This window comes from Pantoea sp. YU22, assembly GCF_003970755.1.
Classification (GTDB): Bacteria; Pseudomonadota; Gammaproteobacteria; order Enterobacterales; family Enterobacteriaceae; genus Pantoea; species Pantoea piersonii.
In genome coordinates this window covers 41,685-65,544 of the sequence record NZ_RYDU01000013.1, presented here as the reverse complement: position 1 = coordinate 65,544, position 23,860 = coordinate 41,685, and the positions used below count along the sequence as shown (strand labels likewise).

Sequence of the window (23,860 nt, the reverse complement as noted above, 5' to 3'; positions counted from 1 at the left end):
GCGGCGGTTATTTGTCTCGCCAGCGCCAGAGGCGACTCAGCCACAGCAGCAGTTGATACCACTGCTTGATGCCGCGCGCATTACGCAGCATACGCAGATGCGTTTTGCTGGTGAATATATCGTTGATTATCGCCTGCTTCGCTGCCGGATCGGGCTCGCGGCGCACGCAGTGGCAGACGCTGAGCGCTTCGTGGGTGATTTGTGCATGAAAAGCCGGATAAATCGTCACGCTCTCTTTATAGCGCGCGTTGATCTCCTCCAGCATGCGGGCGATCTTCAGATAGTGGCGCTGATACTCCACGTTGCGCTGACCGGTACGTTTGCGGTTGCTGATTGAAGCGTCGTGCAGATAGTAGCGATAAAATACCTGATCGGTATAGCGGACGCGCCGTGCGTTGAACATAAACTCGGTGGTCCAGGGAATATCCTGATGATGCAAACCCGGCTCAAACCAGAGCTGCTTCTGCTCGATCAATGATCGGCGATAGATGCCCAGCCAGACCACATGCAGGTAGCGCCGCGTTTTCAGCGCGGTATTGAGCCACTCCGCGCCGCTCAGCACCGGCGTGCTGCGCAGGCGATCCAGCGGAATTATCGGCCTGGTGCGCTGGTCGCGCTGGAAAAACCACTCGGCATTGCACTGCGCGGCGTCGAGATCGTCCTCTTCCGCCATTGCCACCAGGGTTTTATACATCTCTGGCTGCATGGTGTCGTCCGAGTCCGGGAAGGTGACATATTTGCCGCGCGCGACGCGCAGTCCGGCGTTGCGCGCGCGCGACACGCCGCCGTTTTCCTGGTGAATAACAGTGATATGGGGATATTGAGCCGCATACGCATCGGCGCGCGCGCCGGAATCGTCAGTAGAACCGTCATTGACGATAATGATTTCCAGCGAGGTCAGCGTCTGCGCCAGTAGCGACTGCATAAAGGCATCGAACATCTCGCCCGCGTTGTACATGGGGGAAATGATGCTGAGCAAAGGAGAATAATCAGGCTTTCCTGTCATATTGTCTGTTTGTTTTTCCGTCGCGCCAGCTGCTTGTCCAGCCTGGCGGAAATAAAATCGTGAATATCGTTAAGCTTGCGCTGGTCCAGTTTATACAACTGTTCAGCTGGTTGATGGAACTGATAAAGCGCATCAAACACAAAGGAAGAGGGGGCAATGTGGTCAGGGCCAATCAATAAGACATCGCCAAGCGGGCGTTGCTCCTCTACGCTGCAGGGGCCGTATATCAAAATAACAGGCACCTGCTGCGCGTCGGCGATATAGACATTTCCGGAGTCTGAAGCGACATAAAAATCCATTTCGCGGATGGCGGCCGGCAGGCTTTCCAGCGGCACTTTTCCCACCAGATTGACAATATTTTCTCGCTCGCCGGTCACCTTAAAAAGCTCCTGCATACGAGTCTGCTCATTGGGCGCGCCAAACGCATAAAAAGTACAGGGCAGATCATCCAGACTGTCGAAAAGGGTTTTCCAGATGGATGGGGGAATAGTTTTGGCCTGATTGCCGGCGGTAATGCTGAAGCCAATCTTTGCCCCCTGACCAGAAAAAATCTCTTCCGGCAGGTCGTCAGGTTGCCAGAGAGGGCGGGTGGCGTGTCTGGGATAGCTCTCTTTGGTAAAAGAGCGGTCAGCCAGTTTTAAATAATTCTCTACCGTCAGCGTGTTTTTTTCATGACTGACGACACCGCTGGCGGTCAGGTAGAACAGGTTTTGATAAGCTTTGCGTTTATAAGTGGTTAAAAACTGCTTATTGCTGGCGTTGCAGCAGGAGGCAATAAATAAATTCAGATTGTTGGGATGCAGAAGGTAAATGTTGTCGTAACGGTTGAGAAGCAGCCATACCAGCCTGAATTTCTTGAGCAGGCTCCTTTTGTAATCCTCAATATACCAGAGGCTTTCCAGCGTATCGTCACGCTCCGCCAGTGGCGCAACGCTGCGGCTTAACAGCGCATCGCTTTTTTGCAGATGTGCCAGCAGCGGCGTGATGTTAACGAAGTCGCCGATTTTCGCTGTCTGAATCACCAGGTTTCTACCCTTTCGCGGATGCAGCAGCTTCATCACCCACTTTATTGGCAAAAAAAGCAGAAAAAGTATTACGTAATTCAAAATGTTTTCCCTTTATCCGGTCACGCCGAAAGGGAGACCTTCTTAGCTCATTAGTTGCGGAGCGGCGGATAATTCCTTATGTGGCGGCTGCGCAAGCTGCAGGTACTGTTCACAAATAACGGAGAGACTATAAATGCTTAGGTCGAGATGATGCAACTCAGGTGGGTAATGATAAATTTCAAGCATTTTTTTCGCCAGAGAGGCGGCGTTCAAATCAGCGAGACCACGCGACAAGTCATTAGTCAGAATCGTTGCTGGTCCGCCCGGGCAGCGGGTGCTGACGACCGGCGTCCGACAGATCAGCGCTTCCACCAAAACATTGCCGAATCCTTCGCTGTCAGAGCTGACAACCAGCAGCCGGGCATGGCGTATCCAGGGATAAGGGTTTGCCTGAAACCCCTGAAAAATAACGCGCTCTGCAATACCCAGTTTTTCCGCCTGCTGACGCAGCTGCGCCTCGCGCTCAGGACGACCCTGGCCCAACAGCACAAGCGGAGCTGCAATGCCGCTTTGCGCATAAGCCTCAAGAAGCCGGTCATGACGTTTGGTTTCGTGGAAGCGGCCCACATGCAGGATAAAATCGGTGCCTGCAAGCGGGCAGGGTTTTGCCGCAAGCTGTTTTATTAGCTCAAAATCAAACGGGTTGGCGATAACGCGCGTGCGGCTGGGCCTGACGCCAATATTCTCAATTAAATCTTCAAGCACATAAGGCGAGACGGCAATAAGCTGACGATTTTGATAAACATGACGTATTTTTAATCGCTTCAGCCAGAGTGAAAAACCTGATTTCCTGGCCAGATAGGATGCGGAAAAGACGCCATGCAGGCAGTGCCATGTTTTTGTCTGATCAAGCACGCGTGAATGTTTAACGATGCGATCGGTCTTGTGGAGGTGTGAAAACACCAGATCGAAATCGCCTTTTGTACTCTGTGACTGTTCAACTGCCTGATCAAGGAGCTGCGCACGGCGATGCGTTTCAGTAAGCTTACGCCAGGGAAGTTTACAGCGATCCTTAACGACCTGATAATCAACGCCATCCGGGATAGGGTAGTCGCATACGCTGCGCAAAGAGAAAAGGGAGACGCGATGTCCCTGTTTAACCAGACCTTCCGCCAGTGTCAGTACGACTTTCTCAGCGCCTCCGCCGGGTAAGCCATCAATGATCATCAGTATGCGTTTCGACAAAATACCTACCTCAAATTGCCAGCCTTTACAGAGTTAAATACAAGGCTGCTTCGACCTGGCAGAAAAAAGTGTATAAACACTAATCTTGTAATGGACCCAATCTTAAAGGAGCCATGCTGGGATATCCTACCCTTGTTTTATAAAACGTTAACGTAACAAGGTGAAAGAACTTACAGCTTAAATTATTTTAGTTTAACCAAACATGCTCTGCTGCAAATCAGAGTAAGAACTCTGCCATTAAATTTTTTGCCACTTGCGTCCTGCCTGCGTAACATAACAGCTTACTGCGGCACCTCGTTTTACGGATAAGCAATGGAAAAACCAGCTTTTTTAATTACGCTCGATACTGAAGGCGATAACCTCTGGCGCAACCGTAGCGGCCAGGTTACAACGCATAATGTTCGTTTTTTGCCGCGATTTCAGGCGTTATGCGAAAAGTATGGTTTTAAACCCACCTGGCTGACCAATTACGAGATGGCGAGCGATCCCGCCTATGTCGATTTCGCCCGCGATGTGCTGGCGCGTGGTCAGGGCGAAGTAGGAATGCACCTGCACGCCTGGCATAGCCCGCCAGCTCATGCTCTTACCGATGATGACTGGCGCTACCAGCCCTACCTGATTGAATATCCAGAGCAGGTTTTGCGCGACAAAGTCGCCTTTATGACCGATCTGCTGGAAAATACTTTTCAGACGAAGATGTGCAGCCATCGCGCTGGGCGCTGGGCATTCAACGAAATATATGCGCAGGCGCTGGTGGATAACGGCTATCTCGTCGATTGTTCTGTCACACCGCGCGTTAACTGGCGCGGTTCCGCCGGAGCGCCGCAAGGAAATGGTGGTACTGATTATAGTCGTTTCCCCGATCGCGCCTACTTCCTTAACCAGAACGATATATCGCAGCCTGGACTGTCAGGCTTATTAGAAGTGCCCATGAGCATCCAGTATCGGCACGGCCCCCTTGCTACCCGACTGAAATCCGCCTGGGACAGCCTGCGAGGCAAGCGGCGCGGTCCTTCCGTAAACTGGCTCAGGCCCGTAGGCGGCAACCTTGCACAGATGAAGCAGGTAGCAGAACAGTCACTGGCTCAGGGCTGCGATTATGTGGAGTTTATGCTCCATTCGTCTGAATTCATGCCCGACGGCAGCCCGACTTTTAAAAACGAAGCGGATATTGAACGATTGTATGACGATCTTGAACAGCTCTTCAGCTGGTTGCAAAGTCGTACCCAGGGCATGACGCTGACAGAATTCGCCATTCAGAAAAAAGAGCAGTTACTGGCGTCGGTGTAAAGCCGACGCTGGCTTTTTTTTGCCGATGCGGCGCATGGCTGAAAAGAAGGTGTCCAGGCCCGGATAGCGCATCTGCCAGTATTTTTTCGGCTTGCAGTAGCCTCGGCAAATTAAGGCGGCGGCTTTTAGCGCTTTCCTGGTCTCAGGGGAGTAGTAGTAATAGCCATAGAGCGCCTTTGACATGCTTTTTACTTCGCTAAAGCAGTTCAACATCATGTCCGCCGCCAGCCTGCGGAAATCGGGTTCATCGCGCCGCGCTTCAGCCAGGGTTCGCATTTTTTCCAGTGCAAAAAGCATGTCACTGATATCGCTCGGGCGAATATTGCGTGTTATGCCGCCGCGGTTGTCACGATAGTAGTAAAGCGTATTATCCAGATGGCAAATATGGCGGGTTTTGAAGTATTGAAAGGGCGTAAAAATCACATCCTCATAGCGACGGCCGTCTTCGAAGCGCTCGCTTTCCAGCAGGGTACGCCGGTAGATACGGTTCCACAAATGCCACATTGCACGTTTAAACAGCGGGTGTAAACAGGCGAGACCCTGCTCCGGAATATCATAAACCTTCCGCTGCGCCGTTTCGCTTTGCGGCGCTACAGGCGGCGTCTCGTCAAAGCGGGCATAATCGAAATCGATAAGATCGTCGCTACCTTCAAGCAGTACTGGCTTAATGACAGAATAATAGTTACTGCTTATGAGATCATCGCCGTCCAGGAAAGTAATAAACTCGCCGCTTGCGTGACGTAACCCGACATTACGTGTTGTCGCAATGCCCTGATTTTCCTGCTGGATAAAAGTAATATGCTGGTGAGGGTAGCGCGCTAATAGCGTGGCAACCTGTTGCGCCGAATTATCGGTCGAACCATCATCGATGATAATAACCTGCATATCGTCATCAGCCTGAGTCAACAGTGAGGTCAGGCAGGAAACAATAAAAGCCTCATCATTGTGAAAGGGAACGATGACGCTCAGCAGATACGCCTGTTCTGTCATTAGCGCCTGTCCTCAGAGGGATTATTTTGTTTCATTATCATCACGCTAAAGATAATTGCCAGGCAATACAGTAAGGTTGCTTCCGTACTAAAGAAAATCACATCGCTCAAGCCATAAACAATGAGCGATATGGATATGGAAAGCAGGGCTGAGTTGCGCATGGGCCTGAACGAGCAGTAGATCAAACTCAGATACAGGCCGATTAAAGAAAGAACGCCGAAAAGACCTTTTATAGAGAAGTTTTCCAGTAGTTCATTATGCATATGCACGGTCAGATAAATCTGTGCGCCATAGAGGCTGGGGTCTTGTTTAATTAACGCTTCAGCTCTCTGCCCGCGCTCCTCCGCGGATTGCCCGGCCAGGGCGCTGGAGCCGGTGTGGAAGGCAACAGTCTGCATACTGATACGAGAGATTAACGAGTTTTCTCCCTGCGTTTCATGCATCATGGCAATGTTTTCTTTTAAGTCATGAATGCGCGACTGAATTTTACTCTGGAAAACCAGCGCACTAATCACCAGCAATACCGGAAGGGCGGTAAAGAGAATGATTTTATGCTTACGCTGTATGACATCCTTAGTAAACAAGACCTGGATCAGCACCAGTATGGGGTAAGCCAGCATGGCTGCCCGCGTTCCGGTCAGGATGACAGTGGCGTAAGTCACTATAAATAACAGGGCGAACAGCCATATTTTGTGACGCGTCCTGAATAGCAGGGCTGATTTAATAAAAACGAGGTTTACGGCCGTGATGATATAAGCAGCAACGGTTGCCCGGTCATAATTGAGCTCTACCCGGTCAATATGGAGATGAATACCCTGATAAAGCGCATAGCTGTTTACGGCCAGGCCTGTAATAACGGCGGCACTGATTGCGGCGCGCTGGCGTATACGCCTTTCGTTTAGCGTCACCAGCAGCAAAAATGAGGCTGCAATTTGTAGCCTTCCGGTCGACTGATATTGTCGGTAAAGTGTAATGTAATCCCCGGGTTGTTTATAGATCGTGGTCCAGATAATACTTACTAACCCGACAAGCAAAAGAGCGCCGGGCAAAATCAGGTTTTTTTTCTCTTGCAGATAATATCTGGAATGAACAATAAATCCTGCCAGCGCCAGATAGCTAGTGATATAAAAAACGTTTCTGCCGAATGATCCACCGAACGGGGCCGTCAGAAAAGCGAGGGCGCATCCGGAGAAAATGAGCAGGCTAAAAAATAAATGCGGCGTATCCTGTCGAAAAAGAGTCGGCTTAATTTTCATATCAGCTACCAGTTATAGCGCTCAACGCACCGTTGAATTCGATCCTGAAAACGGCGTAATCAAAATGTTCTTTTGTCCAGCGTTTCGCCTCTGCGCTAAAGCGCTGATAGGTTGGCGGATTTAATAACGTTTCTATAGCGTCCGCGCAGGCGGTATGGGAAAGCAGTAGCGGGCGAGTCATGATATTTTTTACGGGATCGTAGACGTCGTAAGGAAAATCTACCCGTATGCCCGTCAGCTTTTCATGCTCCTCAATAGTAACGGAAGGCGTCAGCCCAATACCACACACCCCATTTTTTATAACTTCGGGCTGCCCATCGATCAGAGGATAAATAACAGGTACGCCGAAATAGAGAGACTCCATGCATGACAGGCCGAAAGGTTCAGTAACCGGCGTGCTCATATAGATATCGATACGATTAAAAAACGGCGCTATGTCCTGCTGGAAGCCGCTGAAAGTGACGTTTTCCTCAATCTCCAGCTTTCTGGCCAGAGCGGCAAACGCATCACGGTCAGGCCCTTTTCCCGCGATTTCAAGCGTAACGTTATGGCCTCGCTGCAATAATTCTTTCAGCGTCAACAGGGTGACGCTAATCCCTTTCAGGCTGACCTGACGCGAAGCCGTGCCGATTTTAACTGGCGACGTCAGGACGCGAGGTTCTGTCCGGATACCGGGCGGTGTCATGATGCGGTTAATCACCACATGATGGGGGCAGGGCAGATTAAACCGATGCTTCATTACCTGAGAAGAGGCTGAAGATGCAGAGATAACGCCATCCAACATGCGCATAAAACTCAGAGTTTTATGGTTCTTTGGGTAGCGCCAGGAGCAGCCATGATCGTAATAGACCAGCTTTGCTCGTTTCGGTTTTGCTGTCAGCCGGGGCACTAAATCCCAGACCACAATGACCTGCGCATCGCTGGCCTCAACCCGTTTCTGCAAGAGATATTTTCTGAGTGACTGGGGAGCTTTTAATTTAAAGCCGTTAAACAAACGACTCGCGAAGGTAATCTTTTGCTGCGGCATCTGCCGACGAATGTCTTCATCGATCTCATTGCTGATGCAGATAACCTCATCCTTTCCCTCAGAAAAGTCGTTGATGTACTGCAGAAAAAGGCGCTCAACGCCGCCCATTTTACCCAGATTGATAATGTGGAGCTTTTTCATCCTAAAGCTTTCTCCAGCCTTTCTTTGACTGCTTCCGCGCTAATATCGGACATGTTGTTGCCCTGAGGCGGACAGAGAGCCTGCTGATTCTGCCCATAACCCCCAATCAGGCCCGGATCCGTTGGCCCGTAGAGCGTGATATTGGGACGATCCAGCGCCGCGGTCAGATGGCTCAGCCCGGTATCCACTGACACGACCGCTCTGGCGCCCGCCAGTTCGCGCGCTATCGCCTCCAGCGTCAGCTTCGGCAGCACCTCGACGTAATCAAAGCCTTCCGCCAGGCGCTGGGCGCGCTGATGTTCGTGCTCGGCGCCCCAGGGCAGCTTGATACGCAGTCCGGCTGGCTGCAGCAGGCCGATCAGCTCGCGCCAGTGGCTTTCCGGCCAGTGTTTGTTGTCGCGCGTCGTCGCATGGAGGAATACCAGATAAGGGGCGATATCCTGCGGCTCGTCGCGCAGAAAGTGCGCGGCGATGGCGTAATCGCCCTGGGTCTGCGGCTTCTCATAGCCGAGGCTTTTGGCGAACAGCTCGCGCGTCCGTTCTACCGCATGCTGCTTCTTGTCAATTTCATGGCGTTGGTCGTACCACCAGCTGGCGAAAGGTTCGCGCGCGCTGCGGCTGTCCTGGCCATGCTTAACGCCTCTGGCCAGACGGGTCACCAGTGCGGCGCTCTTGATTAGCCCCTGCGCATCGATCACGACATCATACTGGCGCGACTGCAAATCGCGCTTAAAGCGCACGCGCTCTTCGCGCTGCTGGCTGCCGAACCAGTGTTTGCGCCAGCGGCGAATCGCTACCGGCAAAACTTTATCCACCGCGGGATGCCAGGAGGGGATCTGGGCGAAATTTTCTTCCACTACCCAGTCAAATCGGATACCGGGGATCGCCTGCATGGCATCGGTTAAGGCGGGAAGCGTATGAAGCACATCGCCCATCGACGAGGTTTTGACGATCAGGACGTGCATGCCGTCTCCTGCGGGTGAGCCAGCAGTTCGCTCAGCTCCTGATGAACGCGCGTCGGCTGAATATCGATCAGGCTCTGATGATAGCCCTCTCCGGCATCGCCTTTGCGCACCTTATGGTAGCCAGTGATCAGGCGGATAATGCGCACCTGTCTGGAAAGCGGCGGCGTAAAGTCGGGACTGCTTGGCCCGTAAAGCGCCACCAGCGGGCGATTGAGCGCGGCGGCGATATGCATCAGGCCAGAGTCATTGCTGACAACGGCGTCGCAGCGCGCAATCAAAATTACCGCCTGCTCAAGCTGCGTTTCGCCCGCCAGGTTGCGGCAGTAATGTCGCGCTTCCGCAGGCAGCGCCGCGATAATCTCGTCACCGCAGGCCCGGTCTTTTGCCGAACCGAACAGTACCACCTGCTTGCCTTCGGCAATCAGCTGCTGCGCCAGCGCGGCGTAGTGATAGTGCGGCCAGCGCTTCGCCGGGCCAAATTCTGCTCCGGGACAAAAACCGATCAGCGGCCGCTCCGCCGACAGCTCAAACTGGGCGGCGGTCTCGATTTTTTCCTGATCCTCTACCTGAAGCCGCGGCCAGAGCAGCGGTTGCGGCAACTGCTGCGCCGAGGTGACCGGCGTGTCGCAGGCTAACGCAATATAACGCTCCACCATCAGAGGAAACGCCGCTTTGTCCAGCACGCGTACATCGTTCAGCAGGCCGTAGCGCATCTCGCCGCGCCAGCCGATACGGCGTTTAATTCCGGCGAAGAAAGGCACCAGCGCAGATTTGAAGGAGTTAGGCAGCACATAGGCGCGATCGTAGCCGCTGGCGCGCAGCCTTTTGCCAATGCGGCGCCGCTCGCCGAGCGCCAGCGCGCCGTGCCCCAGCGGCATCGCCAGCGCCTGGTTGACTTCCGGCATGCGCGACAACAGCGGACGGCACCATGCAGGTGCCATCACATCAATCACGGCGTCCGGATGTTGAGCCTTGAGGGTGCGATAGAGGCTTTGCGACATCATCATATCGCCGACCCACGACGGGCCAATAACCAGAATTTTCATCGCCGGTACGCGTTCCTTATGCGTTGCGGTTCAGCCAGGCCATATATTCGGCCACGCCCTGCGCCACGGTTTTGAACGGCTTGTCATATCCGGCCGCACGCAGGTGGGTGAGATCCGCCTGAGTATAGGCCTGATAATGGCCTTTCAGCTTATCCGGGAAGGGAATGTATTCGATTTGCCCTTTCTGGTGGAATTTCAGCACCGCGTCCGCCACTTCCTGGAACGATTCGGCGCGGCCGGTACCGCAGTTGTAGATGCCGGAAATGTTATTTTCCCAGCACCACAGATTGACCGCGACCACATCATCAACGTGGATAAAGTCGCGTCTGAAGTTATCGCTGCCTTCAAACAGCTTGGGATTTTCGCCGCTGGCGATTTGCGTATTGAGGTGGAACGCCACGCTCGCCATGCTGCCTTTGTGGCCTTCGCGCGGGCCGTAAACGTTGAAATAGCGGAAGCCGCATACCGGCGATTCCGCTTCCGGCAGGATCTGACGCACGTAGTGGTCGAACAGCATTTTCGAATAGCCATAAACGTTCAGCGGCTGCTCATATTCGCGCTTCTCGATAAAATTGTCGTTACGGCCGCCGTAGGTCGCGGCAGAAGAGGCGTAGAGGAAAGGAATTTCACGCTCCAGGCAGTAGTGCAGCAGATCTTTGGAGTACTGATAGTTATTGTCCATCATGTACTTGCCGTCCCACTCCGTCGTCGCAGAACAGGCGCCTTCATGAAAAACGGCCTCAATCGGACCCAGATCCTCGCCCGCGGCGATATAGGTCAGAAATTCCTCTTTATCCATGTAATCGCTGATATCCAGATCGGCCAGATTGACAAATTTGGTGCCGTCTTTGAGGTTGTCGACGACCAGAATATCGCGAATACCACGATCGTTGAGCGCCTTGACGATATTGCTGCCAATCATTCCCGCGCCGCCAGTGACGATAATCATGTGCTCTACCTTAAAAGTTGGGGGCATGAAACAGGCGGTTTCACGCGCTAATGTCTCATATCATAACATTTCATCACGGAGCAGACAGCCAGATGACTCCGACACGCTGTCGCCGCTCCGCCCTCTGACGTGAACTATGCTGCAAAATTAACATTCTCTTGGTCGATTTATCGTTAGCATCCTTCTTATTCAGTAAGATGTGCCGAATTTATGCCATCTGAGGAGAACAATGATGCCAGCGCAATTTTATCAGCAGATCCGCCAGCAGCTGGATGTGGCGCACCGGGAAGGATTGTTTAAGCAGGAGCGCATCATTACCTCCGCTCAGCAAACCGATATTGAAGTCGGCGACGATCAGGTTATTAACTTTTGCGCCAACAATTACTTAGGACTGGCTAATCATCCAGCGTTAATTCAGGCGGCAAAAGAGGGCATGGAATCGCATGGCTTTGGTATGGCCTCGGTACGCTTTATCTGCGGCACGCAGGATACCCATAAGCAGCTGGAGAAAAAGCTGGCGGCGTTTCTCGGCATGGACGATGCCATCCTTTATTCATCCTGTTTTGATGCCAACGGCGGGTTGTTTGAAACCCTGCTGGACGCGGAAGACGCGATCATCTCCGACGCGCTAAACCATGCCTCGATTATCGACGGCGTGCGGCTCTGCAAGGCGCAGCGCTATCGCTACGCCAACAACGATATGCAGGCGCTGCGGGCCTGTCTGGTTGAAGCGCGGGAAAAAGGCGCACGCCATATCCTTATCGCTACCGATGGCGTCTTCTCTATGGACGGCGTGATCGCTAACCTGCGCGCCATCTGCGATCTCGCTGACGAGTTTGATGCGCTGGTGATGGTGGATGACTCCCATGCGGTAGGCTTTGTCGGCGCGGCCGGCCGCGGCACGCATGAATATTGCGACGTTATGGGACGCATCGACATCATTACCGGCACGCTGGGCAAAGCGCTGGGCGGCGCCTCCGGCGGCTATACCGCCGCCCGCGCAGACGTGGTTGAATGGCTGCGACAGCGCTCGCGCCCCTACCTGTTCTCCAATTCGCTGGCGCCTGCGATCGTTGCCGCCTCAATTCGCGTACTCGACCTGCTGAGCGAAGGCGATGGCCTGCGACAGCGTTTGTGGGACAACGCGCGCTTCTTCCGCGAGAAGATGACGGCAGCCGGTTTTACCCTGGCGGGCGCCGATCACGCCATTATTCCCGTGATGCTGGGCGAAGCCAGCGTGGCGCAGGAGTTCGCCCGCCTGCTTCAGCAGGAGGGGATTTACGTTACCGGCTTTTTCTTTCCTGTGGTGCCGCGCGGTCAGGCGCGCATCCGCACGCAGATTTCGGCGGCGCATACCCAGCAGCAGCTGGAGCGCGCAGTAGACGCCTTTACCCGTATTGGACAACAGCTTGGCGTGATCGCCTGAGGAGCTCTGAATGAAAGCGGTAGCCAAACTTCATGCGCAGGAAGGTATCTGGATGGTTACCGATGCGCCGATACCGGAGCCGGGCCATAACGATTTGCTGATCAAGATCCGTAAAACCGCTATCTGCGGCACCGATATCCATATCTATAACTGGGATGACTGGTCGCGGAAAACGATCCCTGTGCCGATGATCGTCGGGCATGAATATGTTGGCGAAGTGGTGGCAATCGGCCAGGAGGTACGCGGCTTCAGCATCGGCGATCGCGTCTCTGGCGAAGGGCATATTACCTGTGGACACTGCCGCAACTGTCGTGCCGGACGCACCCATTTGTGTCGCAATACCATCGGCGTGGGCGTAAACCGTCAGGGCTGTTTTGCCGAGTATCTGGTGATCCCGGCTTTCAACGCCTTCCGCATCCCTGACAATATTTCCGACGAGCTCGCCGCGATTTTCGACCCCTTCGGCAATGCGGTGCACACCGCGCTGTCGTTCGATCTGGTAGGCGAAGATGTGCTTATTTCCGGTGCTGGCCCTATCGGCATTATGGCGGCGGCGGTCTGTAAACATGTCGGCGCGCGCAACGTAGTGATCACCGATATCAACGACTATCGCCTTGAACTGGCGCGTAAGATGGGCGTGACGCGCGCGGTTAACGTGGCGCATGAGGATCTGCGCGTCGTGATGCGCGAGCTGGGGATGACGGAAGGTTTCGACGTCGGGCTGGAGATGTCCGGCGCGCCGCCTGCGTTCCGTACGCTGCTGGAGGTGATGAATCACGGCGGACGCATTGCGCTGCTCGGCATCCCGCCGGGAGAAATGGCTATCGACTGGAATCAGGTAATATTCAAAGGACTGTTTATTAAAGGCATTTATGGCCGTGAAATGTTCGAGACCTGGTATAAGATGGCAGCGCTGATTCAGTCTGGGCTCGATCTCACGCCGGTGATCACCCACCGCTACTCTATCGACGACTTTCAGCAAGGCTTCGACGAAATGCGTTCCGGGCGTTCAGGAAAAGTGGTGCTGAGCTGGGATTAAAAAGCCGCGCAGGCGGCTTTATGGCTATTGCTGTTGCTTCTCCGCATCCGTCAGGTAGCGCACTTTTCGGGTGTAATCCTGACCCTTAAAGGTCAGCGGCTGGCGGGGATCATCCAGATATTTCTGCCATTCAGAAAGGGGAAAGCCGCCGTGTGCGCCCACCACTTCAGGCGGTATAAGCCCCGGCTTGCCGCCGATGCGTTTAGAGACCGGCCAGTTCGCCCATTCGCCCAGATTAACGGTGCGGAGGTCCAGCAGATCCAGCAGGCACGCCAGCGGCAGCTGATCGGTTGGCGGCTGGCTATCGTTCATTAATTTCCATGTGTCATCAAATAATGTCAGCCAGAGCGGGCAGATGCGTTGCCAGGTCTGGCGCGTAGCCGCCAGATAAGCACCGTTAACATGGTCCACAAGGTAAGGACGAACGCTGAGTTTATAATAAGCGGGGATGGTTTCCTGCGCCGCGCCAGCCAGTTTGGCAATCATCTTTCCCTGACGGAAGCTGGAATAAAAATGCCCGGTTTTCATGCTGATTTCAGGCATTTTGAGCAAATTGAGATCGGAATCGATCATCAGGATCCCTTCGCCCTGCGCGTGTAATGGCGCCTGTATTTTAATCAGCCGGCTGCGATAAATTTGCTTGTAGGGATAGGGCTCTTCGCGCTGCGGCACTTCCAGCGTGACAATCCGCGTTTTGCCCGGCAGCGTGCCAAATGCAGCGGCAGGCTGGTCGCTAACGATAACGATCTCCTGGGCTGCAGTTGCAAAACGTTCAGCAAACAGCGCGCTGAGCTTCGCTTCTTCAATATAATCTTCCCCGGTACAAGGGATAACGATCGATGTAACGGGAGTCTCGCCCTGCACGTCAGATTGAGAATAGGGCAAGTTATGGCGTGCGCGCACGTGACGAAAGCGCGGGTTAAGAAAATTAAGCATGCTTCTTCCTTGTGACGCTTTTCAGGATGGCTTCTACGCCTTTAACGTAGTTTTCGATAGCGTATTGGGCCCGAACGCGCGTCGATGCGGCATGGGTTAATCGTTGACGCAAGGCCTGATCCTGCCAGAGCGTGATGAGATGTTGTGTTAACTGTGCGACATCGCCATATTCAAACAGCAGGCCAGTGTCGTTATGGCTGATTAATTCTTCAGTGCCAACCACGCGGGAACCTGCCACGGCGGTGTTTACCAGCATCGCCTCCAGCACGACGCGCGGCAGACCTTCGCTACGGGACGCCAGGATAAAGACGTCAAAAGCGGCGAGGTAATCCAGCGCGTTATTCTGAAAACCGGTAAAGATTACCCGGTCGAGAATATTTTCTCTCTCGGCCTGCTGGCGTAGCGGGCCTGCTTCCGGTCCATCGCCAACCACAATGATTTTCCAGTTCGCATCGGGACAGGCCTGTTTGAAATGGCTTAACGCTTGCAGAACATGATGGTTCGATTTGCGCAGGATCAGCGAGCCGATAGTCCCGAAAATAAAGGCCTCTGCCGGCAGGTTTAAGCGCTGGCGCACCGTCGCGCGGTCGGGTAAAGGCTGGTGGATATCAATCGCGTTGGAGACGGTAAAACAGCGTGAGGCATCAACTCCGCTGGCGCGTAATGTCTGGTTTACGCCATGCGAAACGGCAATCACCGCATCGCACCCATCGTTAACCATTTTTACCAGACGGCTGTTCATCAGCGGTTCAATGCGGCAGTGCTGAACAACGGAAATATCAAGATCGCGTGCAGCGACGTAGCCTTCAACATTCGTGCTGGGCTGATTATTCATATAGAGCGTATCGTAGCGCCCCTGTTGCAAAAGCGCGCGAAGCTTGCTGGCGTTGGGCAGCACGCGCCAGCGTGCGTCAATAGCGTCGACCGCCTCTTTTTTCAGACGACGACTGAAGAAAAGCAGGGCGCGTGCAGCTTCCTTAGCGAGTTTCGCCCAGACCGGCTGCTTTCTCTGCGGAATAAAGATCACCGGTATATTGATGGCGTTCAGAACCGATTCGATCGTTTCGCCATTGCCGCGCGTGTAATTGTGATAAAAGCAGCAGGTGATATCAAAAGCGTCACGGTCGATGCGTTTAAGCAGCTCCAGCATGCTGTTCGTGCCGCCGCCCCATTCTCTGCCGTTATCCAGCAGCATAATTCTTTGTTTCGCCGTCCCCATCCTGACAGAAATCCTTATAACCGGTCTGCGTAGCTCGCTCCGGATTATAGTGATTTCTGTTCAGAAAAGAATGTTAAGGCTACGTGGCCGAATGAAATCGCTTTTTAGAAAAGCGATTTTAGCCTTTGTGCGATAACGCTCTGGCTAACGCTCTCCCACACAACACCAAGCGCTTTTGTTGCCGGAACCGGCTGCGGCTGCACCTGACATACGCCAGGCGGCTGGAAGCCCGGTTTCTGCGGACGCGGTCGCGGCTGCGGCTTAGCCGGGGACGACCCGCCGTGCAGCGGCTCATTCAGCAGCTGGCTCGGACGCACCAGCGTGATATCCGCAGGCAGCGTCGGCAGCATCTGCTGCAGCACACGCACGGTATTAGGATGGGGATGGCCAATAGCGATAGCGTAGCCGTCGCGCTGCGCCAGCTTTACCGCTCGCGCAAACTGCTGGCGAATCGCGTCAATATCCTGGCTGTCGTCCAGAAAGACGCGGCGCTTCAGCACCCTCACACGCGTGCCTTGCGCGGCGGGCACCGACTGGCTGTTGCCGATAGTCATGCTGTCGAGGAAGTAAAAATTGTACTGATTAAGGGCCTGCATCATCTTCACCATGCCGGGCAGGCTGGATGTCATTTTGCTGCCCATATGGTTATTCAGCCCAACGGCGTAAGGCACGTTATTGACCGCATTGCGCAGGATACGCGCGATCTCTTCGCTGCTCATCTCCGGCGTCAACGTATCTTTTTCCAGCGGCTGCTTGCTGAGCGGCGCCATGGGAAGATGGATTAATACTTCATGTCCGCCCTGATGGGCCTTAATCGCCATCGAACGCGCGCCGGGCGCGTCAGGCAGCACCGCGACGGAGATCGCGGCGGGCATCTGCAGCACTTTATTCTCTTCAGAAGGCCGATAGCCGAAATCGTCGATAACAATGGCGAGCTTGCCCGCATGGGCGGCGCAGCTCAGTAACAGTCCGCCGATAACGGCGGCGAGATGGGGACGTTGAAAAAACACTTACCTTCCTAACCACGGGAGTGGATTGACGGCCTGTCCCTGACGTCGGATTTCAAAATAGAGCGATGGCGTACCGCGTCCGCCGCTGGTGCCCACCAGGGCGATAGGCTGTCCGGCCTTCACCTGGGCTCCAACGCTCACCAGCGCGCTCTGGTTATAGCCGTAGAGGCTCATATCGCCTTTGCCGTGCTCCAGCACGACCACCAGTCCGTAACCCTGCAACCAGTCAGCCATCAGCACGCGGCCATCGGCTATCGCTTTGACTTCGGAACCTTCCGGCGCATCGATCACCAGTCCCTTCCAGCGCAGCTCGCCCTGCAGCTGCTCGCCGAAGCGGTGTTCGATACGTCCGCGCACCGGCCACATCGCCTGTCCGCCTGCGCGGCCAAGGCCCCCGGTACGCGCCACCAGTTCGCGTTCGCTCTGTGTCGGCTGATAGGTGGAGCCTTTGGCTTTCGCCTGCGCCTGACGCTGCCGCACTTTTTCCGCCTCACGCGCTTCTCGTGCAGCACGCTCGCGCGCCTCGCGTTCGGCACGGGCGATTTTGTCCTGCAGGCGGCTTTCGTTCTGCCGCATCTCCACCAGATCGGCCTGATCTTTTTCCAGCGCATTTTCCAGCGCGCTCAGCGTCTTCTTACGGGCCGCGCTCGCCTGTTGCAGCTTCTCCTGCTGGCCTTGCTGCTGGGCCAGCAGCGTTTTTTGCTGCTGCTGTTTCTGCTCCAGCGACGTTTTTTGCTCGCCCAGCGTCTGGCGGGTTTTTTGCAGCGCGTCGATGCTCTGCTGACGCGCGTCGTTGAGATAGCCAAAATAGGCCAGAATACGTTCGCTGCGCTGGCTCTCTTCGCCGCCAAGCAATAGCTGTACGCCGTTATGCTTGCCCTGACGGAACGCCGCATCGAGCTGCTGAGCCAGCAGGCTTTCCTGATGCGACTGCTGCTTTTCCAGCCGCGCTATCGAGGCGGTGAGCTGGCTGATTTCGCTGTTAAGCGCGTTCAGGCTGTTGCGGGTTTCACGCAGCTGGCGGCTCGCCTGCGCAATCACCTTTTCCTCGCTTTGCAGCTGATCGAGCAGCTTGCTGCGCGCAATTTTTTGCGCCTTAACGCTTTTCTCTTTTTCGGCGATATTTTGCTGGATGGATTTTAGCTGCGATTTGCTGTCGTCGGCGCTATGCGCAGCCGCAGGCAATAACAGTACGCCCGCGCAAAGCAGGCTGAAGGAGAGAGTGGACAGGTGTGCAGGCAACGGGCGTTTCTTTCCGCTGTGACGAGTCCTTGTGGCTAAAACAGTCGCTTTTCCCTTCATAGGCCAGTGATTATTCCACGATGAACAGCCGCTTACCAGCGTAACGCCACTGGATTTCCTTTTCCAAAGATGTCGGTATTTCTCCCGATCTCGCATAAGGGTTACGTCATTTTTGCTATACGGCAATTTTTTTTAGAAAATGACGCACAAATCGTAACTCTGGCTGCTTAGCGTCTGTACATGAGAAGTGGCGCAGGTATACTCAGAACCCTTGTTTTTAGCTTAATTAGCCCGGTCTGGAGTCTTTACCCCTCATGCAAGATATTATGCAGTTTGCAAGCAATCACACCATCCTCAGTCTGGCATGGGTCGTTTTACTGGTTCTGGTGATTGTGACCACCTTTAAAGGTATGTTTTCAAAGGTGAAAGTTATCAGCCGCGGCGAAGCGACCCGCCTGATTAACAAAGAAGAGGCGGTAGTAGTAGACGTGCGGTCGCGTGACGATTACCGCAAAGGACATATTTCGGGCGCGCTGAACGTGGCGGCGGCAGATATCAAAAAAGGCAGCTTCGGCGAACTGGAAAAGCATAAAGCCCAGCCCATAATTGTGGTGTGCGCGACTGGCCAGAGCGCGAGCGAACCGGCTGAAAAACTGAGCGCTGCCGGCTTTAGCCAGGTGACCGTACTGAAAGACGGCATCAGCGGCTGGAGCGGAGACAACCTTCCGCTGGTACGCGGAAAATAACATCTACTGAGGTACGCAACATGGCGAATGTCGAGATTTACACCAAAGCGACCTGTCCTTTCTGCCACCGGGCGAAGGCGCTGTTGAGTCAAAAAGGTGTGTCGTTTCAAGAGATCCCTATCGACGGGAACGCCGCGAAACGCGAAGAGATGATTAAACGCAGCGGCCGCACCACCGTGCCTCAGATTTTCATTGATGCGCAGCACATTGGCGGCTGCGACGACCTTTACGCGCTGGACAGTCGTGAAGGATTAGATCCGCTACTGCAGGCGTAAGCGGCGCAGGATTTTTCAACTCACAGGACTTAGTCAGATGTCAGAACAAAACACCAACGAAATGCAATTCCAGATTCAACGCGTTTACACCAAAGACGTTTCTTTCGAAGCGCCGAACGCGCCGCAGGTTTTCCAGAAAGAGTGGGAACCGGAAGTGAAGCTGGATCTGGATACTGCGTCATCACAGCTGGCTGACGAAGTTTATGAAGTGGTGCTGCGCGTGACTGTGACCGCCAGCGTTGGCGAAGAAACCGCATTCCTGTGTGAAGTTCAGCAGGCAGGTATTTTCACCATCAGCGGCATCGAAGGCACGCAGATGGCGCACTGCCTGGGCGCTTATTGCCCGAACATCCTGTTCCCGTACGCGCGCGAATGCATCACCAGCCTGGTGTCTCGCGGCACCTTCCCGCAGCTTAACCTGGCGCCGGTCAACTTTGATGCGCTGTTCATGAACTATCTGCAGCAGCAAGGCGAAGGTGCCGAACCACATCAGGATGCCTGATGACTACACACGCTTCGATTAGCGTCATCGGTGCCGGCTCGTACGGCACCGCTCTGGCCATTACTTTAGCCCGCAACGGCCATCCCGTGCTGCTGTGGGGACATAATCCCGCGCATCTGGCGCAGCTGCAGGCCGAACGCTGCAACAGCGCTTTTCTCCCCGACGTGCCTTTTCCCGATAATCTCGAGCTTGAGCCCGATTTAGCCAGTGCCATTGCGGCCAGCCGCGATCTGCTGGTCGTCGTGCCAAGCCATGTATTTGGTGACGTGCTGAGGCAGATTAAACCGCATCTGCGCCCCGAATCGCGCATCGTCTGGGCGACCAAAGGGCTGGAAAGAGAGACCGGAAGACTGCTGCAGGATGTGGCGCGTGAGATCCTGGGCGATGATACGCCGCTTGCGGTGATCTCGGGGCCGACCTTCGCCAAAGAGCTGGCTGCAGGGCTGCCGACCGCGATTGCGCTGGCGGCGACCGATGTCACCTTTGCCGAGGATCTGCAGCAAAAGCTGCACTGCGGCAAGAGTTTCCGCGTCTATAACAATCCTGATTTTATCGGCGTACAGCTTGGCGGTGCAGTCAAAAACGTTATCGCCATCGGCGCAGGCATCTCTGACGGCATCGGTTTCGGCGCGAATGCGCGTACCGCCCTGATCACGCGCGGCCTGGCGGAAATGAGCCGACTCGGCGCCGCGCTGGGTGCCGATCCCACCACCTTTATGGGCATGGCTGGCTTAGGCGATCTGGTGCTGACCTGTACCGATAATCAGTCGCGTAACCGCCGTTTCGGCCTGATGCTGGGACAGGGCGAAGAGGTCGAGAACGCGCAGCGCATTATCGGACAAGTTGTAGAAGGTTTTAAAAACACCAAAGAAGTCAGAGCCTTGGCTGCACGTGTCGGCGTTGAAATGCCGATTACCGAGCAAATCTACCAGGTGCTCTATTGCGGAAAACCGGCGCGAGAGGCAGCATTAAGCCTGTTAGGCCGTACAAGGAAGGACGAAAACAGTACAAGCTGACGCAGGATGCGCAGCATTGTTACCTGTAGCGCCATTCAGGCGCTTTTTTTATCGGGAGAAAACCGCAATGTCGTCTGATGAATTAGAACTGGTCTGGAACAACATCAAAGCGGAAGCGCGCGCGCTGGCCGATTGCGAGCCGATGCTGGCCAGCTTTTTTCATGCGACCTTGTTGAAGCACGAGAACCTCGGCAGCGCCCTGAGCTATATGCTGGCGAACAAGCTCTCCAATCCCATCATGCCCGCTATCGCCATTCGCGAAATCGTTGAGGAGGCCTATCGTCAGGATCCCTCGATGATCGCCTCAGCCGCGCACGATATCCAGGCGGTACGCCAGCGCGACCCGGCGGTAGATAAATACTCTACGCCGCTGCTCTATCTCAAAGGCTTCCATGCGTTGCAGGCGTATCGTATCGGCCACTGGCTCTGGAACGAAGGGCGTCGTGCGTTAGCGGTCTACCTGCAAAACCAAATCTCCGTCTCCTTTGCCGTAGATATCCATCCGGCGGCGCACATTGGTCATGGCATTATGCTTGACCATGCGACCGGCATCGTTATCGGCGAAACGGCGGTGGTGGAGAACGACGTTTCTATTCTCCAGTCGGTCACGCTTGGCGGTACCGGTAAAACCAGCGGCGATCGCCATCCGAAAATCCGCGAAGGCGTGATGATTGGCGCAGGCGCGAAAATCCTCGGCAATATCGAAGTAGGGCGCGGCGCAAAGATCGGCGCGGGCTCAGTGGTATTGCAGCCGGTGCCTCCGCATACTACCGCGGCAGGCGTACCGGCGCGCATTGTCGGCAAACCGGCGAGCGATAAACCTTCGATGGATATGGATCAACACTTCAACGGCACCGTGCCGGGCTTTGAGTTTGGCGACGGGATCTAACTGAGCCGCGCGCCTGCGTAATCAAGCTGGCGCCAGGCTTCATACACCACTACCGATACCGCGTTCGACAGATTCATGCTGCGACTCTCTGCGCGCATAGGGATGCGGATTTTATGCTCTGTCGGCAGCGCGTTAAGGATCTCGGCTGGCAAGCCGCGACTTTCCGGGCCAAACAGCAGATAGTCGCCCGCCTGATAGCTAACCGCGCTGTGCGCTGGCGTACCCTTGGTAGTCAGCGCAAACAGCCGCTCCGGCTGTTCTACGCGCAGAAACGTGTCGTAGTTCTCATGCTTCTTAATCGCGGTAAATTCGTGATAGTCGAGACCGGCGCGGCGCAGTCGTTTGTCATCCCAGGCGAAACCGAGCGGCTCAATCAGATGCAGCTGAAAGCCGGTATTCGCGCAGAGGCGGATAATATTGCCGGTATTAGGTGGGATTTCTGGTTCAAATAAGACGATGTTAAGCATAAGGCCCCCGATAACGAGGGCCGAAGCATAGCAAATTATTATCGGCTGGAGGAGTAGAGCGGCAGCCAGAGCGTCAGGCGCAGGCCGCCAAGCGGGCTGTCGTCAGCCTTTACCCAGCCGCGATGCTGTTGAATCGCGGTCTCGACAATCGCCAGGCCGAGCCCCGTTCCGCCTGACTCGCGATCCCGCGCCTCATCGGTACGGTAGAACGGACGGAATATCTGTTCGCGATCCTCAGGGCTGACGCCCGGACCGTCATCGTCAACGTGTACCGTCAGGCCGCTGATATCCACCGAGAAGCTGACGCTGATATGCGAATGCGAATAGCGCAGCGCGTTTCGCACGATGTTTTCCAGCGCGCTTTCCAGCGCATGCGGGTTGCCGTAAAGCGGCCAGGGACCTGGCGGGTAGGGCACGTCGAGCTGTTTACCCATCTGCTCGGCTTCGAATTTCGCGTCTTCCAGTACGTCGTTCCAGAGCTGATTCGCTTTTATCGCCTCGCTGACCAGCGCGTTCTTGTGCTGGGTACGCGACAGCACCAGCAGATCGTTAATCATGCCGTCCAGACGCTGCGCTTCTACCTCGATGCGCTCCAGTTCTTTGCCTTCGCCGTGACGGCGGCGCAGCAGCGCTGTGGCGAGCTGCAGACGCGTCAGCGGCGTGCGCAGTTCATGGCTGATATCTGACAGCAGGCGCTGTTGCGACGTCATCATACGTTCGAGCGCGCTCACCATCTGGTTAAAGCTGGAGCCGGCGGCGAGGAATTCCTGCGGGCCCGATTCCAGTTCCGGATGCTGGCGCAAATTGCCGCTGGCGACTTCATCCGCCGCATATTTAAGCTTGCGCGCCGGACGCGCCAGGCTCCACGCCAGCCACAGCAGCAGCGGCGAGCTGATCAGCATGGTGACAATCAGCAGCAGCAACGGGCGGTCAAACAGCAGATTAATAAAATCGAGCTGCGAGCTGGTCGCCGGTCGAATCAGGTAAAGCTGATAGTTATCTTCGCCGTCGCGCACGGCAAAAGGGCCGACCATTTCGATACGGCCATATTTCTTTTTCTGAGGATGATCGGCGTTGTCGGACTGCCCGATAAAGTTGCGGATCACCTGCATTTCATTATGCTGCGCGCCAATCACGCGGCCTTCGCTGGTAACCAGCAGCAGACGCTGTCCCGGCGGCGCCCATTTATCGATGGCGCGCGAGAGTCGCCGCCACCACATCAAATCGTTGGGCGGATCCTGCGCCAGCTCTACTTCCACATGCTGCTCAATCATTGTGCCCTGTCGCTGCTCGCTATCGAGCAGCGAAGCCATCTGACGGGAATCCAGCTTGGGCACCATCAACACCAGCATCAACACCAGCGCCAGGGTTAACCAGAAAATGGCGAAGATGCGGGTGGTAAGACTGCCAATCATGAAGCCGAAACCATCAGATAGCCGCGTCCGCGCAGGGTTTTAAACCAGGGGTGGCCGTCACGGCGCTCGGGCAGTTTACGGCGCAGGTTGGAAATATGCATATCAATGGCGCGATCGAACGGCGTCAGACGCTTGCCAAGCACTTCCTGACTCAGGTGTTCGCGCGAGACGACCTGGCCGAGATGCTGCGCCAGCAGATAGAGCAAGGTGAACTCCGTGCCGGTAAGATCCAGCGTCTGGCTGTCGAAGCTGGCTTCCTGACGGCCCGGATTAAGGCGCAGGCAGTCCACTTCCAGCGTCGGCGAGCTGCTGTCGTGCTGCTGTTGCTGCTCGCTCCAGTTAGAACGGCGCAGGATGGCGCGGATACGCGCCACCAGCTCGCGATCGTTAAAGGGCTTAGGAAGATAGTCATCCGCACCCAGTTCAAGCCCCAGCACGCGATCCAGCTCGCTACCGCGCGCGGTTAACATAATGACGGGCGTCTGATGTTGCTGGCGTAGCTCTTTCAGCGTGTCGATGCCGTTCTTTTTCGGCATCATCACATCGAGCAAAAGCAGATCGATGGAGTTGTCCAGCAGGCTCAACGCCTGTTCGCCGTCGCTGGCGACTACCACTTCAAACCCTTCCATTTCTAACAATTCTTTAAGCAGCGAAGTCAATTCGCGATCATCGTCAACCAACAGGATTTTATTCATTTTTTATTGCCCTCCGCAGGCA

The 23,860-nt window shown here is 55.1% G+C and carries 24 protein-coding genes; 8 read left to right on the top strand and 16 right to left on the bottom strand.

Going from position 1 to position 23,860, the window contains the following annotated elements; genetic code table 11:
- Positions 1 to 7 precede the first annotated feature (7 nt).
- Genes EKL29_RS16730 through EKL29_RS16720 form a run of 3 tightly spaced genes read right to left on the bottom strand, consistent with a single transcriptional unit; the run spans position 8 to position 3,279 of the window.
- On the bottom strand, positions 8 to 1,006 hold the full coding sequence (locus EKL29_RS16730; RefSeq protein ID WP_126690254.1) for a glycosyltransferase: 999 nt from the start codon (positions 1,004 to 1,006) through the stop codon (positions 8 to 10).
- The gene (locus EKL29_RS16725) at positions 1,003 to 2,112 is read right to left on the bottom strand and encodes a glycosyltransferase family 9 protein (RefSeq protein ID WP_126690253.1); all 1,110 of its coding nucleotides are present in this window, start codon (positions 2,110 to 2,112) and stop codon (positions 1,003 to 1,005) included. The genes EKL29_RS16730 and EKL29_RS16725 overlap by 4 nt, the downstream gene beginning before the upstream one ends.
- Positions 2,113 to 2,154: 42 nt before the next feature.
- Positions 2,155 to 3,279: a glycosyltransferase gene (locus tag EKL29_RS16720; RefSeq protein WP_126690252.1), complete on the bottom strand. Its 1,125-nt coding sequence runs from the start codon at positions 3,277 to 3,279 to the stop codon at positions 2,155 to 2,157.
- Between the two features lie 330 nt (positions 3,280 to 3,609).
- Between EKL29_RS16720 and EKL29_RS16715 the strand changes: the two genes are divergently transcribed.
- Positions 3,610 to 4,587 carry a polysaccharide deacetylase family protein gene (locus EKL29_RS16715; protein ID WP_126690251.1) on the top strand — a complete coding sequence of 326 codons (978 nt, stop codon included), beginning with the start codon at positions 3,610 to 3,612 and terminating at the stop codon, positions 4,585 to 4,587.
- Here the strand turns inward: EKL29_RS16715 and EKL29_RS16710 are convergent.
- From EKL29_RS16710 to rfaD, 6 genes are read right to left on the bottom strand one after another with little or no spacing between them, the layout of a single operon-like run.
- Positions 4,570 to 5,577 (bottom strand): glycosyltransferase, encoded by a 1,008-nt coding sequence (locus tag EKL29_RS16710; protein ID WP_126690250.1) that lies wholly within the window; start codon positions 5,575 to 5,577, stop codon positions 4,570 to 4,572. The genes EKL29_RS16715 and EKL29_RS16710 overlap by 18 nt on opposite strands.
- Positions 5,577 to 6,833: an O-antigen ligase gene (locus EKL29_RS16705; protein ID WP_120458086.1), complete on the bottom strand. Its 1,257-nt coding sequence runs from the start codon at positions 6,831 to 6,833 to the stop codon at positions 5,577 to 5,579. The genes EKL29_RS16710 and EKL29_RS16705 overlap by 1 nt, the downstream gene beginning before the upstream one ends.
- A gap of 1 nt (position 6,834) precedes the next feature.
- Positions 6,835 to 8,001, bottom strand: a complete 1,167-nt coding sequence (locus EKL29_RS16700) for a glycosyltransferase family 4 protein (protein ID WP_126690249.1) — start codon at positions 7,999 to 8,001, stop codon at positions 6,835 to 6,837.
- Positions 7,998 to 8,966 carry a lipopolysaccharide heptosyltransferase RfaC gene (gene rfaC / locus EKL29_RS16695; protein ID WP_126690248.1) on the bottom strand — a complete coding sequence of 323 codons (969 nt, stop codon included), beginning with the start codon at positions 8,964 to 8,966 and terminating at the stop codon, positions 7,998 to 8,000. Before rfaC ends, EKL29_RS16700 begins: the two co-directional genes overlap by 4 nt.
- Positions 8,954 to 10,012, bottom strand: a complete 1,059-nt coding sequence (gene rfaF, locus EKL29_RS16690) for an ADP-heptose--LPS heptosyltransferase RfaF (protein ID WP_126690247.1) — start codon at positions 10,010 to 10,012, stop codon at positions 8,954 to 8,956. Before rfaF ends, rfaC begins: the two co-directional genes overlap by 13 nt.
- Positions 10,013 to 10,028: 16 nt before the next feature.
- Positions 10,029 to 10,961, bottom strand: coding sequence for an ADP-glyceromanno-heptose 6-epimerase (gene rfaD / locus EKL29_RS16685; RefSeq protein ID WP_126690246.1), 933 nt, complete (start codon positions 10,959 to 10,961; stop codon positions 10,029 to 10,031).
- Positions 10,962 to 11,193: 232 nt separating this feature from the next.
- On the opposite strand from rfaD, the gene EKL29_RS16680 reads away from it, so the two are divergent.
- On the top strand, positions 11,194 to 12,387 hold the full coding sequence (locus EKL29_RS16680) for a glycine C-acetyltransferase (protein ID WP_126690281.1): 1,194 nt from the start codon (positions 11,194 to 11,196) through the stop codon (positions 12,385 to 12,387).
- A 10-nt stretch (positions 12,388 to 12,397) separates the two neighbouring features.
- Positions 12,398 to 13,426: an L-threonine 3-dehydrogenase gene (gene tdh, locus EKL29_RS16675; protein ID WP_126690245.1), complete on the top strand. Its 1,029-nt coding sequence runs from the start codon at positions 12,398 to 12,400 to the stop codon at positions 13,424 to 13,426.
- A 24-nt stretch (positions 13,427 to 13,450) separates the two neighbouring features.
- Here the strand turns inward: tdh and EKL29_RS16670 are convergent, their stop codons facing one another.
- The 4 genes from EKL29_RS16670 to envC all read right to left on the bottom strand — a co-directional run bounded on the left by EKL29_RS16670 (position 13,451) and on the right by envC (position 17,893).
- Positions 13,451 to 14,362, bottom strand: coding sequence for a hypothetical protein (locus EKL29_RS16670; protein WP_126690244.1), 912 nt, complete (start codon positions 14,360 to 14,362; stop codon positions 13,451 to 13,453).
- Positions 14,355 to 15,581 (bottom strand): glycosyltransferase, encoded by a 1,227-nt coding sequence (locus EKL29_RS16665; RefSeq protein WP_126690243.1) that lies wholly within the window; start codon positions 15,579 to 15,581, stop codon positions 14,355 to 14,357. Before EKL29_RS16665 ends, EKL29_RS16670 begins: the two co-directional genes overlap by 8 nt.
- Positions 15,582 to 15,685: 104 nt before the next feature.
- A complete protein-coding gene (locus EKL29_RS16660; protein ID WP_126690242.1) occupies positions 15,686 to 16,591 on the bottom strand; it encodes a divergent polysaccharide deacetylase family protein in 906 nt (301 codons plus the stop codon).
- A complete protein-coding gene (envC, locus tag EKL29_RS16655) occupies positions 16,592 to 17,893 on the bottom strand; it encodes a murein hydrolase activator EnvC (RefSeq protein WP_126690241.1) in 1,302 nt (433 codons plus the stop codon).
- A gap of 254 nt (positions 17,894 to 18,147) precedes the next feature.
- Between envC and EKL29_RS16650 the strand changes: the two genes are divergently transcribed.
- The 5 genes from EKL29_RS16650 (at position 18,148) to cysE (ending at position 21,261) form a co-directional block, all read left to right on the top strand.
- Positions 18,148 to 18,579 (top strand): rhodanese-like domain-containing protein, encoded by a 432-nt coding sequence (locus EKL29_RS16650; RefSeq protein ID WP_120458064.1) that lies wholly within the window; start codon positions 18,148 to 18,150, stop codon positions 18,577 to 18,579.
- Between the two features lie 20 nt (positions 18,580 to 18,599).
- On the top strand, positions 18,600 to 18,854 hold the full coding sequence (grxC, locus tag EKL29_RS16645) for a glutaredoxin 3 (RefSeq protein WP_033754368.1): 255 nt from the start codon (positions 18,600 to 18,602) through the stop codon (positions 18,852 to 18,854).
- 37 nt (positions 18,855 to 18,891) lie between these two features.
- A complete protein-coding gene (secB, locus tag EKL29_RS16640; protein ID WP_033754370.1) occupies positions 18,892 to 19,356 on the top strand; it encodes a protein-export chaperone SecB in 465 nt (154 codons plus the stop codon).
- The gene (gene gpsA, locus EKL29_RS16635; protein ID WP_376749681.1) at positions 19,356 to 20,372 is read left to right on the top strand and encodes an NAD(P)H-dependent glycerol-3-phosphate dehydrogenase; all 1,017 of its coding nucleotides are present in this window, start codon (positions 19,356 to 19,358) and stop codon (positions 20,370 to 20,372) included. Before secB ends, gpsA begins: the two co-directional genes overlap by 1 nt.
- A 67-nt stretch (positions 20,373 to 20,439) precedes the next feature.
- Positions 20,440 to 21,261, top strand: a complete 822-nt coding sequence (gene cysE, locus EKL29_RS16630; RefSeq protein WP_120458060.1) for a serine O-acetyltransferase — start codon at positions 20,440 to 20,442, stop codon at positions 21,259 to 21,261.
- Here cysE and trmL read toward each other — a convergent pair.
- The 3 genes from trmL to cpxR are packed head-to-tail and all read right to left on the bottom strand — an operon-like array spanning position 21,258 to position 23,838.
- Positions 21,258 to 21,728, bottom strand: coding sequence for a tRNA (uridine(34)/cytosine(34)/5-carboxymethylaminomethyluridine(34)-2'-O)-methyltransferase TrmL (trmL, locus tag EKL29_RS16625; RefSeq protein ID WP_126690239.1), 471 nt, complete (start codon positions 21,726 to 21,728; stop codon positions 21,258 to 21,260). The genes cysE and trmL overlap by 4 nt on opposite strands.
- Before the next feature lie 38 nt (positions 21,729 to 21,766).
- Positions 21,767 to 23,143, bottom strand: coding sequence for an envelope stress sensor histidine kinase CpxA (cpxA, locus tag EKL29_RS16620; protein ID WP_120458056.1), 1,377 nt, complete (start codon positions 23,141 to 23,143; stop codon positions 21,767 to 21,769).
- Entirely contained in the window at positions 23,140 to 23,838 is a 699-nt protein-coding gene (gene cpxR, locus EKL29_RS16615; protein ID WP_120458055.1) for an envelope stress response regulator transcription factor CpxR, read from the bottom strand. The genes cpxA and cpxR overlap by 4 nt, the downstream gene beginning before the upstream one ends.
- Positions 23,839 to 23,860 lie beyond the last annotated feature (22 nt).